General features: G+C 35.7%; 17 protein-coding genes. 15 read left to right on the top strand and 2 right to left on the bottom strand.

Features of this window, described 5'->3' with window-relative positions; genetic code table 11:
• Positions 1-19 precede the first annotated feature (19 nt).
• The 11 genes from MHH98_RS05815 to MHH98_RS05865 all read left to right on the top strand — a co-directional run bounded on the left by MHH98_RS05815 (position 20) and on the right by MHH98_RS05865 (position 10,017).
• A complete protein-coding gene (locus MHH98_RS05815; protein WP_235175758.1) occupies positions 20-1,192 on the top strand; it encodes a GNAT family N-acetyltransferase in 1,173 nt (390 codons plus the stop codon).
• A gap of 219 nt (positions 1,193-1,411) precedes the next feature.
• Positions 1,412-1,723, top strand: a complete 312-nt coding sequence (locus tag MHH98_RS05820; protein ID WP_038187317.1) for a PTS sugar transporter subunit IIB — start codon at positions 1,412-1,414, stop codon at positions 1,721-1,723.
• Positions 1,724-1,741: 18 nt separating this feature from the next.
• Positions 1,742-2,062: a PTS lactose/cellobiose transporter subunit IIA gene (locus MHH98_RS05825; RefSeq protein ID WP_038187314.1), complete on the top strand. Its 321-nt coding sequence runs from the start codon at positions 1,742-1,744 to the stop codon at positions 2,060-2,062.
• Positions 2,063-2,120: 58 nt separating this feature from the next.
• Positions 2,121-3,452, top strand: coding sequence for a PTS sugar transporter subunit IIC (locus MHH98_RS05830; protein ID WP_038187311.1), 1,332 nt, complete (start codon positions 2,121-2,123; stop codon positions 3,450-3,452).
• Between the two features lie 24 nt (positions 3,453-3,476).
• The gene (locus tag MHH98_RS05835; protein ID WP_038187308.1) at positions 3,477-4,574 is read left to right on the top strand and encodes a DUF871 domain-containing protein; all 1,098 of its coding nucleotides are present in this window, start codon (positions 3,477-3,479) and stop codon (positions 4,572-4,574) included.
• 87 nt (positions 4,575-4,661) lie between these two features.
• Complete coding sequence (locus MHH98_RS05840; protein WP_038187305.1) at positions 4,662-5,648, top strand: N-acetylglucosamine kinase; 987 nt, start codon at positions 4,662-4,664, stop codon at positions 5,646-5,648.
• A 224-nt stretch (positions 5,649-5,872) separates the two neighbouring features.
• A complete protein-coding gene (locus MHH98_RS05845; RefSeq protein ID WP_038187302.1) occupies positions 5,873-6,634 on the top strand; it encodes a tRNA threonylcarbamoyladenosine dehydratase in 762 nt (253 codons plus the stop codon).
• A 340-nt stretch (positions 6,635-6,974) separates the two neighbouring features.
• On the top strand, positions 6,975-7,295 hold the full coding sequence (locus MHH98_RS05850) for a PadR family transcriptional regulator (protein WP_038187299.1): 321 nt from the start codon (positions 6,975-6,977) through the stop codon (positions 7,293-7,295).
• Complete coding sequence (locus MHH98_RS05855) at positions 7,296-7,826, top strand: DUF2812 domain-containing protein (protein WP_051448770.1); 531 nt, start codon at positions 7,296-7,298, stop codon at positions 7,824-7,826.
• A gap of 60 nt (positions 7,827-7,886) precedes the next feature.
• A complete protein-coding gene (locus MHH98_RS05860) occupies positions 7,887-8,786 on the top strand; it encodes an ABC transporter ATP-binding protein (protein ID WP_038187298.1) in 900 nt (299 codons plus the stop codon).
• Positions 8,779-10,017 carry an ABC transporter permease gene (locus MHH98_RS05865; protein ID WP_038187295.1) on the top strand — a complete coding sequence of 413 codons (1,239 nt, stop codon included), beginning with the start codon at positions 8,779-8,781 and terminating at the stop codon, positions 10,015-10,017. The genes MHH98_RS05860 and MHH98_RS05865 overlap by 8 nt, the downstream gene beginning before the upstream one ends.
• 100 nt (positions 10,018-10,117) lie before the next feature.
• Here the strand turns inward: MHH98_RS05865 and MHH98_RS05870 are convergent, their stop codons facing one another.
• Both MHH98_RS05870 and MHH98_RS05875 read right to left on the bottom strand, forming a co-directional pair.
• On the bottom strand, positions 10,118-10,735 hold the full coding sequence (locus MHH98_RS05870; protein WP_038187292.1) for a kinase: 618 nt from the start codon (positions 10,733-10,735) through the stop codon (positions 10,118-10,120).
• A 236-nt stretch (positions 10,736-10,971) separates the two neighbouring features.
• Positions 10,972-12,252, bottom strand: a complete 1,281-nt coding sequence (locus MHH98_RS05875; RefSeq protein ID WP_038187289.1) for a replication-associated recombination protein A — start codon at positions 12,250-12,252, stop codon at positions 10,972-10,974.
• A 136-nt stretch (positions 12,253-12,388) separates the two neighbouring features.
• Here MHH98_RS05875 and cymR point away from each other — a divergent pair, with 136 nt between their 5' ends.
• From cymR to MHH98_RS05895, 4 genes are all read left to right on the top strand, one after another.
• On the top strand, positions 12,389-12,808 hold the full coding sequence (gene cymR, locus MHH98_RS05880) for a cysteine metabolism transcriptional regulator CymR (protein ID WP_038187285.1): 420 nt from the start codon (positions 12,389-12,391) through the stop codon (positions 12,806-12,808).
• A gap of 198 nt (positions 12,809-13,006) precedes the next feature.
• A complete protein-coding gene (locus MHH98_RS05885; protein ID WP_038187282.1) occupies positions 13,007-14,149 on the top strand; it encodes a cysteine desulfurase family protein in 1,143 nt (380 codons plus the stop codon).
• Positions 14,150-14,168: 19 nt separating this feature from the next.
• Positions 14,169-15,290: a tRNA 2-thiouridine(34) synthase MnmA gene (gene mnmA, locus MHH98_RS05890; protein ID WP_038187280.1), complete on the top strand. Its 1,122-nt coding sequence runs from the start codon at positions 14,169-14,171 to the stop codon at positions 15,288-15,290.
• Positions 15,291-15,304: 14 nt separating this feature from the next.
• On the top strand, positions 15,305-15,964 hold the full coding sequence (locus MHH98_RS05895) for a tetratricopeptide repeat protein (protein WP_038187277.1): 660 nt from the start codon (positions 15,305-15,307) through the stop codon (positions 15,962-15,964).
• Positions 15,965-15,970 lie beyond the last annotated feature (6 nt).

A 15,970-nucleotide genomic window follows, 5' to 3' on the forward strand; every position in this document is an offset into this window, starting at 1 on the left:
TCTTAAGGGGGAGAAGCTGATGATTCAATTAGTACCACTAGAAGACAGTGAACAAGTTCATCGTTTACGAGATTATAGTTTTTCGAATAAATATATTGGTGAAAAAAGAGATGATTTTCAATATTGGGTAGAATATAGTACAACAATTGGAGCATATGATGGAAGAAAATTAGTTGGTCAATTGCTTGTGCTACCCCTAAACATGACAATCCACCAAACCACATACAAAATGGGCGGTATTGGATTTGTATGCACTTATCCTGAGTATCGAAATAGAGGGATTATGAAAAAATTGATGACTCGTGCTTTGGAAGAAATGCGAGAAAATGGTCAATGTATCTCTGTATTAGCACCATTTTCTGTCTCCTTTTATCGTTATTTCGGTTGGGAATTATTTTTTGATAAGCTGAATTATTCAATACCTACTGAAGCCTTCCCTAATTTCGGTAATCAGTTAGATGTTGTAAAAAGATTTAGTTTTGAATGGCTTGATGAACAGCTTTTTGATGAGGTATGTACTTTTTATAATGACAATGCAGGGATAATGAATGGCTTTATGAAGCGTGATACAGCTTGGTGGAAAAGAATTCAGCGTAGAGAGCCCGACAGTCATTTTGCAGCTTATTATAAAGACGATGAAATCCAAGGTTTCGTACGCTATCAAATTCAAAATCTCACTTTTATTATTAAAGACTTTGTTGTAAAGGATCATTTTGCTGAGAAGGCAATGTGGCGCTATATTTCGTCTCATAGTGCAAGTGTTTATCACATTACTGGTAATACAGCAGGAACAAGTCATTTCGGATTCCACTTTAACCAACCACAATTTAAGAAAGAGCTTGTTCAAGATTGTATGGTGAGAATTGTTGATGTTGAAGCATTTTTAAAAGAATACAATTGGGCAGAGTTAACGGAAAAGTTGTATTTACGTATTCAGGACCCGTTTGCCCAGTGGAATGAGAAGCTTTACTGTATCAATCGAGAAGGTCAAACAGAAGTAATTGAAATGGATAGCATACCTAATGGCCAAATTCTATCTTTGTCGATTAATATTTTTTCAGCTCTAATAGTTGGATATTTAAGCATAGCAGAATCAATGCTATACGCTGATCATCAACTTGATGATTCAGCCTTAATGCTTTGGAACAAAGCGTTAAGAACAGAAAAACCGGCATTTTATGAATATTTTTAATGTGTTTTTAAACGAATATAAAGTTTATCAAAAAAATTTTGAAAAAAACTTTGGACTATACCAGTTATTAGAAAAATCAGTGAATTCAAGCTATTTATGAATATGCCAATAATAAAATGCGAATAAAAGGAAAATAAAGCGCGTTTAAGGTATTGTGGTATAGACCAATTTCTGCTATTCTCAATTTAGGAGTTAAATTACAAAAAAGGGGTGCTCTTCATGAAGAATATTATGCTCGTTTGTGTGGCAGGTATGAGTACTAGTTTACTAGTAACTAAAATGCAAAAAGCTGCTGAGGGACAAAATTTAGCTGCTGATATTTTCGCAATTTCAGAAAGTGAAGTTGATTCTACATTAGCAAATAAAAATATCGATGTCTTATTATTGGGACCTCAAGTACGCTATTTAAAGGGACCATTTGAAGCGAAATATAAAGCTAAAAACTTCCCAATCGAAGTAATTAATATGAGTGATTATGGCATGATGGACGGCGAAAAAGTGTTGCAACATGCACTTAATTTAATTGGATAATCAAGGAGGTTTACGGTCATGCAAGAAACAGATTTATTACAGTCAATTATGGGGCTGATTTTACACAGCGGTAACGTAAAAAGTGATTGTATGGAAGCGATTCAACTGGCTAAACAAGGAAATGTAAGCGCTGCTAAAGAGAAAATTACATTAGCTAATAAATCTTTAATAGAAGCACATCACTCTCAAACAGCGTTATTAACACAAGAAGCTAGAGGAGAAAAAGTAGAGGTTTCTATCATGTTAGTCCATGCACAGGATCACTTGATGAACGCTATTACTTTTAAAGATTTAGCAATTGAAATTATTGATTTATATGACCGTCTACAAGGGGCTTAACATCAGTTTTGATGTTTACCATATAAATAATCTATAACACAAGGGAGTGTGGAGAGGGATGTTTCGTTTTTTAGAGGAGAAGTTCGTTCCAGTAGCAGCAAGGGTTGGGAATCAGCGACATTTAGTTGCAATCCGTGACGGCTTTATTACAATCATGCCACTGACAATTATCGGTTCATTAGCGGTATTATTCAATGGTTTACCAATTAAAGCATATCAAAAACTAATGGACTCTATTTGGGATCATGGAACATGGACGCAATGGGGCGGCAATATGTGGAATGCTACATTTGCTATTATGTCCTTGCTTCTTGCCTTTACAGTTTCATATCACTTAGCTAAGAGCTATGGTAAAGATGGATTGACTGCAGGGGTAATCAGTTTATCTTGTTATATGACTTTCGGAACATTCGGTGAAGGCGGCCTAAGTGGATTAACCACCGGGACCGGGGGGATATTCGTCGCATTAATAGTTTCTCTGTTATCTTCAGAACTATTTTCAAGGTTATCAGGTAACAAACGTTTATTGATTAAAATGCCAGATGGTGTTCCACCTGCAGTTTCAAAATCTTTTGCAGCTTTATTACCTGCTATTATTACAATTGCAACATTTGCGTTGGTAAGAACAGTTATTTCAACAAGCTTTGATATTCCAGATATTATATCTTCATTCTATACAACGATTCAAGAACCATTTATGGGTCTAACAAATACATGGGCTGCAGGTTTGCTATTAGCTTTCGTACCTGTATTCTTATGGTCATTCGGTATTCACGGTGCGAACATTATCGACCCATTCATGCAAACTATTAATCTTCCAGCTATTGCTGAAAACCTTAAAGCAATAAATGCGGGTGAAGCTGCACCATATATTATTAACAAGCCATTCTTTGATGCCTTCGTTAATATGGGTGGATCAGGAACAACAATTGCTTTAGTAATCGCAATAATTCTTTTTGCTAGAAAGAATAAGCAATATAGTACGGTAGGTAGAATAGGTGCAGCACCAGCATTATTTAATATTAATGAACCTTTAATGTTCGGTCTACCTATTATTTTAAATCCAATTTTAGTTATTCCATTTATTCTTACTCCAATGGTCAATGTAACAATTGCCTATTTCGCAACAAAATGGGGCTTCGTACCAGCTGCGACAATTGCAACACCTTGGACAACACCACCAATTATTAATGGTTGGTTAGCAACACAATCATGGACTGGTGGATTACTGAGTGTAGTATTAATAACAATCTCAGTATGTATTTATCTACCATTTGTAATGATGTCATCAAAAGCTGCTAAATTAGATAAAACAGAAGGCACACAAGAAACGAAAAAAAATCAATCAGTAGTGATGAAAAAAGAAGTAGCAGAAAAAGTAGAAGTTTAATAGATGGTAAGCGGAGGTATTCAAATGAGAAGATTAGGAATTTCAATTTATCCTCAACATAGCACACTAGAGGAAATGCAAAACTATATCCAACTAGCTCATGATCACGGTTTTAGTCGGATATTCACTTGTCTAATGTCTATGAAAAATAATGAGGAAAAAGAAAAGTTACAACAAATTAATCAATTTGCGCAACAGCTTGGCTTTGATATTTCCGCTGACATCGCTCCGCAAGTTTTTGAGGAATTAGGCTTAACTTATAGAGATATCGCATTCTTGAAAGAGCAATATCACTTAGCCGCTTTACGCTTAGATATGGGATTCTCAGGACAGGAGGAGGCGTTCATGTCATTGGACGTTTCTAACTTAAAAGTCGAGCTTAATATTAGTAACGGTACAAAATATGTAGAAAATATTTTGTCTTATCAACCAAACCGTGAAAATATTATTGGCTGCCATAATTTCTATCCAAGAAAGTATACAGGTCTTTCGAGAGAACATTTTATTAAATCTTCAAAGTTATTCAAAGATAATCATATTCGTACTGCGGCGATGATTTCTTCGAATTATGCGCAGTATGGACCTTGGGAGGAAACACCGTACGGCTTACCTACATTAGAAGAGCATCGCGGTTTACCTATCACAGTTCAAGCAAAAGATCTTTGGCATACTGGCTTAATTGATGATTTGATCATTGGGAATATGTATGCAACTGAAGAAGAACTACAAGCATTAGGAAAACTGAATCGTCAAAAATTAGAACTTGATATTGTACCATCAGCGGAAAATTCAGAGGTGGAAAATAAAATCATCTTTGAAGAACCTCACTTTAACCGTGGTGATGTCTCTGAATATGTGATTCGCAGTACACAATCTCGAGTTAAATATAAAGCGGAGCAATTCAAACCGCATGATGTATTTGATATTCAAACAGGGGATATCACGATAGATAATGATGAGGATATCCGTTACAAAGGTGAGTTACAGTTAGTGCTAAAGGATATACCGAATTCAGGAAGTACGAATATTGTAGCCAAAGTAGTACAGGAAGAAATTTATTTGCTTGAGAAAATTCAACCATGGGAATCATTTGGATTTAATATGGTAGAGAAAAAAAGTTAGAATGAGTAAAAGGGTTGAGTGCTATGTTCTATAGTTCTCAATCCTTTTTACTTATCTTTGATGAAGTAAGTAGCTAGGGGGATAAAGATGTTTGTATTAGCGATTGATGGCGGCGGCACCAAAACATGTGCTGTTATTAGTGACGAAAGCGGACATATACATGCAATGGTGACAGTCGGTAAAAGTAATCCAACGACAATGAGTCAAAAAGAGTTTGAACAGGTAATCGATCAAGTATTAATAATATTAAAATCACAAAATCCAATAGCTTTTGCGCAAATTGCAAGTTGCTTTGCAGGTATGGCTGGGGTGAAAGAAAAACAATATGATTCAATACTAATAGATGTTTTACATAGTCACTTACCAAAAGAGGCGACGATTGAAATAGCAAATGATGCAACTAATGCATTATATGCTGGCACTTTAGGTTCTGAAGGAATTGTGCAAATTGCAGGAACTGGAGCCATTACATTAGGGTTAGATGAACAACACCACATTATACGTACATCTGGGTGGGGGTATTTGTTTGATGATGAAGGAAGTGGCTATGATTTAGGGGTACAGGCTTTAAAAGCTGTATTTAAAGCTTATGATGGCAGGGGATATCAAACCAATCTAACAGCTAGGTTGTGTCAGCACTTTCAAGTAGACGGGGTTCCTCAAATAATTGACCAAGTCTACGGAGAAAGGCATCCAAGAACCGTTATTTCTCCACTTAGTAAGTATGTAAGCGAAGAAGCACTTAAAGGAGATATAGTAGCTCGCATCATTATTCAAAAGGCATGCGAGAAATACTTCCAATCCATTAAAGCATGTTTAGATCAAATGGTTTGGTCTAAAGAAAAAATTCCTGTTGTGTTGGCAGGTGGTGTGTTCTCGAATATAGAACTTTTCATTCCGCTTCTTCAAAAATTGGCACAAAAAGAAGTTATAGAAATTCAGTTTTACCCTTCGCTTATGCCACCAATTGGTGGAGCAGTTGTAGGTGGCTTGAAAAAATGTGGACAATACATAGATCCACGTTTTGTCGAGATATTTAATGAACAAATGTTGAAATCTGGTAGTGAAGTTTAAGTATTATTTATCCCGTAAATTGGCTATTTTTTTCTAGCAGCGAATTTACGGGATTTGTTTGATATTTGTTTTTGAATTTATCGAATTTCAAATTTACTATGAACTTTCCATACGTCAACCCTTGCAATCGCTTAGGTTTTTGTATATATTTTTCACGATACCTATTTTCTTACTAATAGGATAGGATTACTTACAAAATATAAATTAAACGGAGTGAAAGGTATATGTTACATCAATTTTCACGTAATGAATTAGCCATTGGAACAGATGGAATAGATAAACTAAAAAATACTACTGTAGCGATTTTAGGTATTGGCGGTGTTGGATCATTTGCTGCTGAAGCTTGTGCAAGAAGTGGTGTTGGTCGCATCATCTTAGTAGATAAAGACGATGTAGATATTACGAACATTAACCGTCAACTAGTTGCTTATATGTCGACAATTGGTCGCTCTAAATCAGCTGTTATGAAGGAGCGAATTGCTGATATTAACCCTGATTGTGAAGTCATAGATTTGCATATGTTCTACACAGAAGAAACGTATGAAAAGTTCTTCAGTTATGAACCAGATTATGTGATTGATGCGTCAGATACAGTGATTTATAAAATTCATATTATGAAAGAGTGCTTAAAACGTGGTGTTAAAATAATTGCAAGTATGGGTGCAGCAAATAAAATGGATCCAACACGTTTCCAAATTGCTGATATTTCCAAAACACATACTGATCCATTAGCGAAAGTAATTCGTGTGAAATTACGTAAAGAAGGTATTAAAAAAGGGATTCCTGTAATCTTCTCTGATGAGAGCCCGATTGTCGTGCGCCCAGATGTTGTACAAACAGTTGGTAAACCAGAAGCAGAAATTCGTAAAGCGCAATTGCCACCATCATCAAATGCGTTCGTACCATCTTCAGTGGGATTAATCGCGGCTAGTTGGGTAGTACGAGATATTTTGAGTGATATTGAGATTAAAACGGTAAGAGATTAATTTAGCTCGTCAAATGAAATAATAGCGAAAAAACTATTGTCTAATTGCCCGAGTTGTAATGATAAATGTTTAGAAACTAATTTCGGTAATGAAAATGATAAAGTTAGCTATGGTTTAAAGGTTGATATAGGTTCTAAATTGAAATTAAAAAACTTCATGTGAATATGGAGAGATTAAAAAGCAAAAGCTTATGAGCTTTTGCTTTTTTTTGTTAAAAGGGATGAAAATTAATAAATGGATAAAAATGTTTAAAATTCAATTGAAAAGTATATCGACTGCTGATATAATTTATGTATCGGCTAGCGATATAATTGCTGTTGATGTAAAGAGGTGATTTTATATGCAACAACATGGACCTTTAACAGAAGGTGTGTATTATATTTTGCTGGCGTTATATGAACCAAGGCATGGATATGGCATTATGCAATTGGTAGAATCATTGAGCAAGGGGCGTGTACAGCTTGGACCAGGCACTTTATACGGAGCTCTTAAGTCCTTGGTTGAGAGAGGTTGGATTGAAACTGTTGAGGCTGAAGAGTCAACCAGAAAGAAACAATATATGATTACTGCTCAAGGAAAAAGTGAAGTGGAAGCTGAAATAATTAGGATGAAAGAATTAATAATGAATGGAGAATTGATGATAAAAGGAGGGATTGAATAGGTGAAGGGCGCATATAATTGTTTTTGGGACTTTGAAAAGGAAGAACAATGGTTAAACTCACAATCTAAAAAAGGTCTACAACTAAAAAAAGTGAATTATTTTCGATATACGTTTGAAGAGGATGCAACCGTAAATTATAACTATAGGCTAGAAAAACTTAAAGACAAAACAAATCATCGAGATAATAAAGAGTATATCGAGTTTTTACAAGATAGTGGTATAGAACATGTAGATACTTACTTTGGATGGGTCTATTTAAGAAAAGATGCGAGTGAAGAACCTTTTGAACTTTATACTGATACGGCATCTAAAATGGCTCATTATAATCGAATTATCGCAATTCCAAGTGCTATTATCGTATTCAATGTACTCATATTTTTCATCAATCTTTTCTTGAGTAAAGAATCGGATGTTACAAATTTTATTATTGGTATTAATCTGGGTATGGCAGTTACCTTATTTACTTTTATTCTATATACATTTAATAAAATCAGGAAACTAAAAAAATCTCAGATATTGTTTCATATTTGAAAAAAATGTAAAACTAGATTGCTAGTAAAATGTAAATGCATTTAGAAAAGGAGACTTTCAATGGCATTAGTAATTAAAGAAGTAACGAAGAGATATCAGAATTTTGTGGCGGTGGATAATCTTTCTTTTACAATTGAAAAAGGTGAGATTTTCGGTCTGATTGGCCAAAATGGTGCAGGGAAAACGACTACTTTCCGTATGATTTTAGATTTGCAGGAAACAACAGCTGGGACAATTTCATGGAATGGTGAGTCAATACACGCAATAGACCGTGATTTACTTGGTTATTTACCAGAAGAGCGCGGTATTTTCCCAACGATGACAGTGGAGGATCAGTTATATTTCTTTGGCGAACTAAGAGGACGTAAGAAAAAAGAGTTAAAAGAAGATGTGAACTATTGGATTGAACGTTTTGAGCTAGAGGAAAAACGTAAGGCTAAAGCAGAGACGCTATCAAAAGGAAATCAACAGAAAGTTCAGCTTATCGCAAGTTTCATACATAAGCCGGAGTTTTTGATTTTAGACGAACCGTTCAGTGGATTAGACCCTGTGAACAAAGATTTATTAAAAGAAGCGATCTTATTTTTGAAGGAAAATGGTACGACGATTCTATTTTCAAGTCATCAGATGGAAAACGTCGAAGAGTTATGTGATCATCTGTGTTTGTTAAAACGAGGAGTATCATTGTTTTCTGGTAGTTTGTTAGATTTGAAGAAACAATATGGTAAAACGAAGTTAACAGTGAGAACACATATGGCAGTAGAGGAACTTACGGCTTTACCAGGAGTGAAAGATGTATCTATTGGCAAAGAACAATACACGCTTACATTAGAGGATGAATCATATGCAAAAGGAATCTTCGATATCGTGTCAAATGGTAGTTACATCGAAAAATTCAGCCTGGATTATTTATCATTGGATGAAATTTTCAAAGATAAGGTAGGTGGCGGCAATGTCTAAGTTTTGGATATTAGTAAAGCAACTTTATACGCAAAAGATTAAAGCAAAGTCATTTATTTTCTCTATTCTGTTATATCTTGTCGTCATTAGTTGTGTGATGTTCTGGTCAGATATTAAAGAGGCACTGTTTTCGGAAGAGCCTTTAAAAGTTGCAGTTTTAAACGATACGGATGCAGATTTCAAAGCACTTTTTACTTCCAGTGCAGATACTGAATTTTCATTCCCAAAAGAGGATGAAAGCAAAGTCGAGAAAAAGGTGAAAGAAGGAGATTTAGATGCTGCGATTTTCATTCAAGATAAGGCAGGATCATTAGTAGCTGAAATCGCAACATTTAATCCGCTTAAGTTTAATGATCAGCAAAGTTTATCGTCTAGTATCCAATATGCAGGGAAGCTTTATGAAGTGCAACAGCTCAATTTAACTGCAGAGCAAGCAGATAAGATTTTACAATCTGAGACAATGATTACAACGAAAAACTTGAATGAAGAAGCTGCTGGTGGTAAAAGTGAAGATGAGAAGTCCGCGGGTATAGGCGCATCAATGATAGTTGGATTCATCATCTACGGGTTTGTAATGTCGTTCTTATCGATGATTACGACGGATGTAGCTTCTGAGAAAGGGTCACGTGTTCTAGAAGTACTTCTTGCGAGTATTAAACCAGTGACACATTTCCTGGCGAAATTAACAGGAACATTTTTACTTGCGGTAACGCAAATTGTTATATTATTTGTAGTACAGTCGTTACTATTTATATTAGTAGATGGCGGTGAAAAATGGGATACAGTAATTGAAGTAATCAATAGTCTGTCAGCTGGATATGTCGCATATGTACTGGCGTTTTTAATATTAACCATATTATTATTCCTAATTATGGGTGCGTTACTTGGATCACTTGTGTCAAAAGTAGAAGAGTCAGGTCAAGCGATGATGCCTGCAATGATGGTTGGTGTTGGTGGATTTTACGTCCTATTATCAGGAATGTATAGTCCAGATACAATATTAGTAAAAGTGTGTTCTTATATTCCGTTTACTTCAGGAATGGTAATGCCGCTTCGAATTGGTGCAACCGATATTGCAGCTTCAGAACCGATTATTTCACTAGGTATACTTATTGTGACTGTAGTTTTGTTATTCATGCTAAGTCTATCATTCTACAAACGTAGCGTATTAACTTATAGCACGGGTGGTATTATCCAAAAAATTAAAACAGTATTAAAAGTTACGACATAATAAGTTGCTAATAAGTTTAGAAATTTTGTAGGTGGATAAAAATAATTTATAGGAGTAGCCCCCTTAAGCTTTAATTACTAAAGTAAGGGGGTTCCTTTGTTTATATAACTATATCTGCATTTTTAATTGGATTTTCTGTGTTCAAGTAATGTTCTTCTCCTAACCAGTATCTCCTTTTATATTTTAAAAGTATTGCTTGTTTATCCCCAATATAAGAATCCCGATTTAAAACTCTTTCATACCTTAATTCACGAGGACAATCTAAAAATATAGTATAGTCATAAAACTCTCGCCATTCTTTTCTTTGAAGAAATATACCTTCTATAAGAATGATACTATCAACTGCAACAGTAATTTGTTTAGCTGAGATGGTATCGGAAGATTTATCATAGAATGGTAAAGTGATGTTCTTTTTATTGTTCCTTAATCCTTCGAATAAACTTGTAGTTAACATCTTAATGTCCCATTGTAAGTAGTAATATTCATACCATTCCTCACGTCCTGTTTCATACCTCTTATGCTTTTTCTCAATATGATCATCAATATGTAAAATGACTACTGAGCTGTTATTGTTACTCAATTCCTGTTCAATTTTTTTTACTAATGTGGATTTACCTGCTCCACTTAACCCGTCAATTGCGACTATAAAAGGACGGTTTTTATATGTACGTGTAGCAAATTGAAGTAATATTTTTTTTGCTAATTCTTTAATGGTCATATATTCCATTCTCCCTAATCTGAGTATTTATTAAATAGAAGTGTTCTCTAGTTGAATAAGAAAAGCTCCTTCAATTTTATGTTAATTATTTCTATTAATAAAACGATTTCCTTGCATGCATCGACAAAACTTCCTTAATAATTGTGCGTGAAAAAGTGATCATTAATTTAGAAAAACTGAATTTAACAACAAAAGGGTTACCTTACAAGTACTAGACAAGTAGGTAACCCTTTGCGCTATTTTTTAAAAGATTTCAGTTTATCATAAATTCCAGCCATGCGCTTTTCTTCCCCAGCAATAACGGGTTTATAGTACTCAATGCCGACAAGTTCTTCTGGTAAATATTCTTGGTCGACCCATCCACCAAAAGTGCCGATAGGTGTGTTATGTGGATATTGATATCCTTCTACGCCCAATGTTTTTGCACCAGCATAATGAGAATCCCGTAAATGCATAGGAATATCTCCTGTTTTTCCTGCTCGAATATCAGCGATGGCAGCGTCAATTGCTGATATCGCAGAATTTGATTTGGATGCTAAGCACATCTCAATTACGGCTTGTGCTAATGGGATACGTGCTTCAGGTAAGCCAAGGCGCTCTGCTGCTTGTACTGCAGCTAGAACATGTCCACCTATTTCTGGGTTTGCAAGACCAATATCTTCATAGCCCATAACGAGCAATCTACGAGCAACGGCGACTAAGTCCCCATTTTCTAAACAATGGGCTAAATAGTAGAGTGCAGCGTTCGTATCACTACCTCTTACTGATTTTTGTAATGCAGATAATAGATTATAAAAATGTGAACCTTTTTTGTCTCCAAAAACTCCGATACGTTCTGCTAGATTTTTGACCGTATCATCCTGTACAATCGTTTCATTATTCACTTCATCAGAAGCGTAATAAATGGACTCTAACAATGTTAATGCTTTTCGCGCATCTCCGTGTGCTGCAACCACTATTTTATCACGTTGTGAATCGCTTAATCTTATTGTATAACGACCAAGTCCACGTTCTTTATCTTCTAGAGCGCGTAATACAAGTGCGTCAATATCTTCATATGTTAATCTTTTAAGCTGCTTAATCTCGCCGCAGCGTGAGCGAATGGCGGGGTTCACATCATGATATGGATTTTCAGTTGTTGCACCTATTAATACAATAGAGCCATTTTCAACATGGGGTAATAATGTGTCTTGTTGTAATTTGTTGAAACGATGTATTTCATCTAAAAACAGCAACACTTTACCTGTTATCTGTGCTTCTGCTACTACATCTTCAACATCTTTCTTTCCTGCGCGTGTCGCATTGAGTGCAAAGAATGGAAGATGAGAAGTACCTGCAATAGCATAGGCAATCGATGTTTTCCCGATACCGGGTTCACCGTATAGTAATATGGAAGGGACATGCCCATTTGAAATCATTTTATATAATGTAGTATTTTTTCCTATAATGGATTGTTGACCGACGACTTCATCTAAGTTACGTGGCCGCATGCGGAATGCGAGTGGTTCATTTGGCAAAACAATTGCCTCCTCTCGTACGTTTGTTCTGTTTTTCTACTTGTAACATTTATGATAAAGCATTCCCGAGTAGAATGGAAGGAAATATGCTATACTTTAACGTATAAATGTAAGCTACTATATAGAGGTGTATACTTTGAAAATCTCAACTAAAGGCCGTTATGGTCTAACAATTATGATCGAATTAGCCAAACAATACGGGCAAGGTCCAATTCCTTTGCGACAAATTGCAGCAGATAATGATTTGTCAGAAGCTTATTTGGAACAGCTTGTTTCCCCCCTAAGAAACTCAGGTTTAGTAAAGAGTGTTCGTGGGGCTTATGGTGGCTATATGTTATCTAAACCACCGCATTTAATTTCAGCAGCTGATGTCATTCGAGTGCTTGAAGGACCGATTCAACCAGTTGAAGGAATAGAAAACGAAGCTCCACCTCAGCGACAGCTATGGATGGGAATTCGTGATGCAGTGAAGAATGTATTAGATACAACTTCATTAGAGGATTTAGCTGCTTATAAAGAACAAGATTCTGATGACGGCTATATGTTTTATATTTAAATGAATTAATCTCATTGTTTTTATGTGATGAGATAAATTTAGTCGATGTATATAATTCAATTGGGATATAAAACCCAGTTGAATAAAGTTAAAGCCTTGGGCAAGCGTCCGCGCTTTATCTCGAGGAATATTTTCTAAGACGAAAACAAAGCGTCAGAAATAAATCTCCCAAGGCGAATTTGATAGGAGTTTTTTACGATGAAAGAAATTTATCTAGACCATGCAGCCACTTCTCCTATGCATCCAGAAGTTATTGCAAAAATGACTGAGCTTATGGGTTCTGTATACGGGAATGCATCTAGTATTCATAGTATTGGACGTCATGCAAGAAAATATTTGGACGAAGCCAAAATGCTACTTGCACAATCAATTGGTGCTAAAGATCAAGAAATCATTATGACAAGTGGTGGTTCTGAAGCAGATAATTTAGCTATTTTCGGTACGGCATATGCGCGCCGTAATGAAGGTCGTCATATTATTACGTCTCAAATTGAACATCATGCAGTATTGCATACGTGTGAGCGTCTTGAAAAAGAAGGTTTTAAAGTAACGTATTTACCTGTCAATGCACAGGGGGTTGTTTCTGTCCAAGATGTCCAACAGGCATTAACGGATGAAACGATCTTAGTAACAATTATGTATGGTAATAATGAGGTAGGATCTATTCAGCCGATTAAAGAAATCGGATCACTATTAAAAAACCACAAAGCATCATTCCATACTGATGCAGTACAAGCTTATGGTATAGAGAAATTTGATGTGGAAGATTTACAAGTAGATTTACTTTCGGTTTCTGCTCATAAATTGAATGGACCAAAAGGGATAGGTTTCCTATATCACCGTGAAAATACACCATTACAATCTACCTTGCTTGGTGGAGAACAAGAGCGTAAACGTCGAGCAGGAACTGAGAATATTCCTGCAATTGGTGCGTTTGCAGAAGCAGTAAGAATTGCACAAGCAAATTTTGAAGCGAAACAGCAAGAATTTATTAGCTTCCAAGAATTATTTTTAAATACATTAGACAAAGATAAAATTTCTTATCATATTAATGGTGATACAATTAACTCTTTACCACATGTATTGAATATTAGTTTTACAGGTATGGATGTTGAATCCTTCCTAGTAAATTTAGATATGGCAGGTATCGCAGCTTCAAGTGGTTCTGCATGTACGGCTGGATTAATAGATCCATCGCATGTGTTGGTTGCAATGTACGGAAAAGGTGCACCAGAACTACGCAATTCAATTCGTTTTAGCTTCGGACTTGGGCTCTCTTTAGAGGATGTTCAATTAGCTGCTGACAAAACAGTTGAAATTGTTGAGCGCTTAGCGAAATAAAAGAAAAAAGGTGAATGTTATGAACGCAACAAAAGACCCCTCAAAAACACGCGTTGTTGTCGGCATGTCTGGAGGAGTCGATTCTTCAGTTGCTGCGTATTTATTGAAAAAACAAGGCTATGATGTAATTGGCATCTTCATGAAAAACTGGGACGATACAGACGAGTTTGGTGTTTGTACTGCAACGGAAGATTATGATGATGTTATTAAAGTATGTAACCAAATCGGAATCCCTTATTATGCTGTAAACTTTGAAAAGCAATATTGGGATAAAGTTTTCACGTACTTCTTAGATGAATATAAAGCAGGACGCACACCAAACCCAGACGTGATGTGTAACAAAGAAATCAAATTCAAGGCATTCCTTGAACACGCATTAAAACTGGGCGCTGACTATCTAGCAACAGGTCATTATGCTCAAGTAGCGGAGCGCGACGGTGAAACAATCATGTTACGCGGAAAAGATAATAATAAAGACCAAACATATTTCTTGAACCAACTATCACAGGAACAACTTTCAAAAGTAATGTTCCCAATTGGTCATTTAGAGAAACCAAAAGTACGTGAAATCGCACTTGAAGCAGGATTAGCAACTGCTACGAAAAAAGATTCAACAGGTATTTGCTTCATTGGTGAACGTAATTTCAAACAATTCTTAAGCCAATACTTACCAGCTCAACCAGGCAATATGGAAACAATGGATGGGAAGGTTATGGGTAAACACGACGGTTTAATGTACTATACAATTGGACAACGTCACGGCTTAGGTATTGGTGGCGACGGTGAACCTTGGTTTGTACTTGGTAAAGATTTAGAAAAAAACGTGTTACTAGTTGGACAAAACTTCCATAATGACAAACTGTATTCTCATAGCTTAACAGCAGTGAAATTAGGTTTTACTTCAAATAAGCCAAAACAAGAGAAATTTAGTTGTACAGCTAAATTCCGTTATCGCCAACAAGATACACCGGTAGAGGTTGAAATGTTAGGTGATGATAAAGTGCGTGTTACTTTTGAAGAACCAATACGTGCTATCACACCAGGACAATCTGTCGTATTTTATGATGGTGATGAATGTCTAGGTGGCGCAACGATTGATGAAGTCTTTAAAGACGGTAAAAAATTAACGTATGTAGGTTAATAGGAGTGGAAATATTGGATTTTAACGAACAAGGTATAAAAGCTATTCAAGAAAAGCGTTACGAAGACGCTGTCAAAGCTTTTACACAAGCAATAGAAGAAGAACCAAATAACACAGTAGGTTACATCAACTTTGGTAACCTACTTGCTTCTATGGATGAAACTGAAAGAGCTGAGCGTTTTTTTCAAAAAGCAATTACGTTAGATGAAAAAGCAGCAACAGCTTATTACGGGTTAGCTAATTTATATTACAATAGCGAGCGTTTTATGGAAGCAGCTAAATTATATGAAATTGCCATTCGCCTAGGTATTGAAGGTGAAGATGCATTCTATATGCTTGGAAAAAGCTTTGAACGCGCTGGTGAAACAAAATTGGCGTTACCTTATTTACAAAGAGCAGCAGAGTTGGCTCCTGAAGACGTACAAGTTCGTCTAGCATACGGGATCTTACTTTGCTCATTAGAAATGTTTGATGTAGCACAAAAAGAATTACAATATGTTATCGATCAAGACTGGAATAATGCTGATGCTCACTATAACTTAGGTGTACTATTTGCAGTGTCAACTGAGCGTACTGAAGATGCCTTATATCATTTGAAACAAGCATTTACATTACAACCTGAGTTTGAACAAGCGCGTTATATTCACGATATGATTGCTATGAAGCACCAATAAAAAGGA

The organism is Viridibacillus sp. FSL H8-0110, from assembly GCF_038003565.1.
In the GTDB taxonomy this organism is placed as follows: Bacteria; Bacillota; Bacilli; order Bacillales_A; family Planococcaceae; genus Viridibacillus; species Viridibacillus arenosi.

Bases quoted from the DNA above. Each gene is read 5' to 3' on its own strand.
- MHH98_RS05815 (WP_235175758.1), top strand. From the start codon at position 20: ATGATTCAATTAGTACCACTAGAAGACAGTGAACAAGTTCATCGTTTA.
- MHH98_RS05820 (WP_038187317.1), top strand. From the start codon at position 1,412: ATGAAGAATATTATGCTCGTTTGTGTGGCAGGTATGAGTACTAGTTTA.
- MHH98_RS05825 (WP_038187314.1), top strand. From the start codon at position 1,742: ATGCAAGAAACAGATTTATTACAGTCAATTATGGGGCTGATTTTACAC.
- MHH98_RS05830 (WP_038187311.1), top strand. From the start codon at position 2,121: ATGTTTCGTTTTTTAGAGGAGAAGTTCGTTCCAGTAGCAGCAAGGGTT.
- MHH98_RS05835 (WP_038187308.1), top strand. From the start codon at position 3,477: ATGAGAAGATTAGGAATTTCAATTTATCCTCAACATAGCACACTAGAG.
- MHH98_RS05840 (WP_038187305.1), top strand. From the start codon at position 4,662: ATGTTTGTATTAGCGATTGATGGCGGCGGCACCAAAACATGTGCTGTT.
- MHH98_RS05845 (WP_038187302.1), top strand. From the start codon at position 5,873: ATGTTACATCAATTTTCACGTAATGAATTAGCCATTGGAACAGATGGA.
- MHH98_RS05850 (WP_038187299.1), top strand. From the start codon at position 6,975: ATGCAACAACATGGACCTTTAACAGAAGGTGTGTATTATATTTTGCTG.
- MHH98_RS05860 (WP_038187298.1), top strand. From the start codon at position 7,887: ATGGCATTAGTAATTAAAGAAGTAACGAAGAGATATCAGAATTTTGTG.
- MHH98_RS05865 (WP_038187295.1), top strand. From the start codon at position 8,779: ATGTCTAAGTTTTGGATATTAGTAAAGCAACTTTATACGCAAAAGATT.
- MHH98_RS05870 (WP_038187292.1), bottom strand. From the start codon at position 10,735: ATGACCATTAAAGAATTAGCAAAAAAAATATTACTTCAATTTGCTACA.
- MHH98_RS05885 (WP_038187282.1), top strand. From the start codon at position 13,007: ATGAAAGAAATTTATCTAGACCATGCAGCCACTTCTCCTATGCATCCA.
- mnmA (WP_038187280.1), top strand. From the start codon at position 14,169: ATGAACGCAACAAAAGACCCCTCAAAAACACGCGTTGTTGTCGGCATG.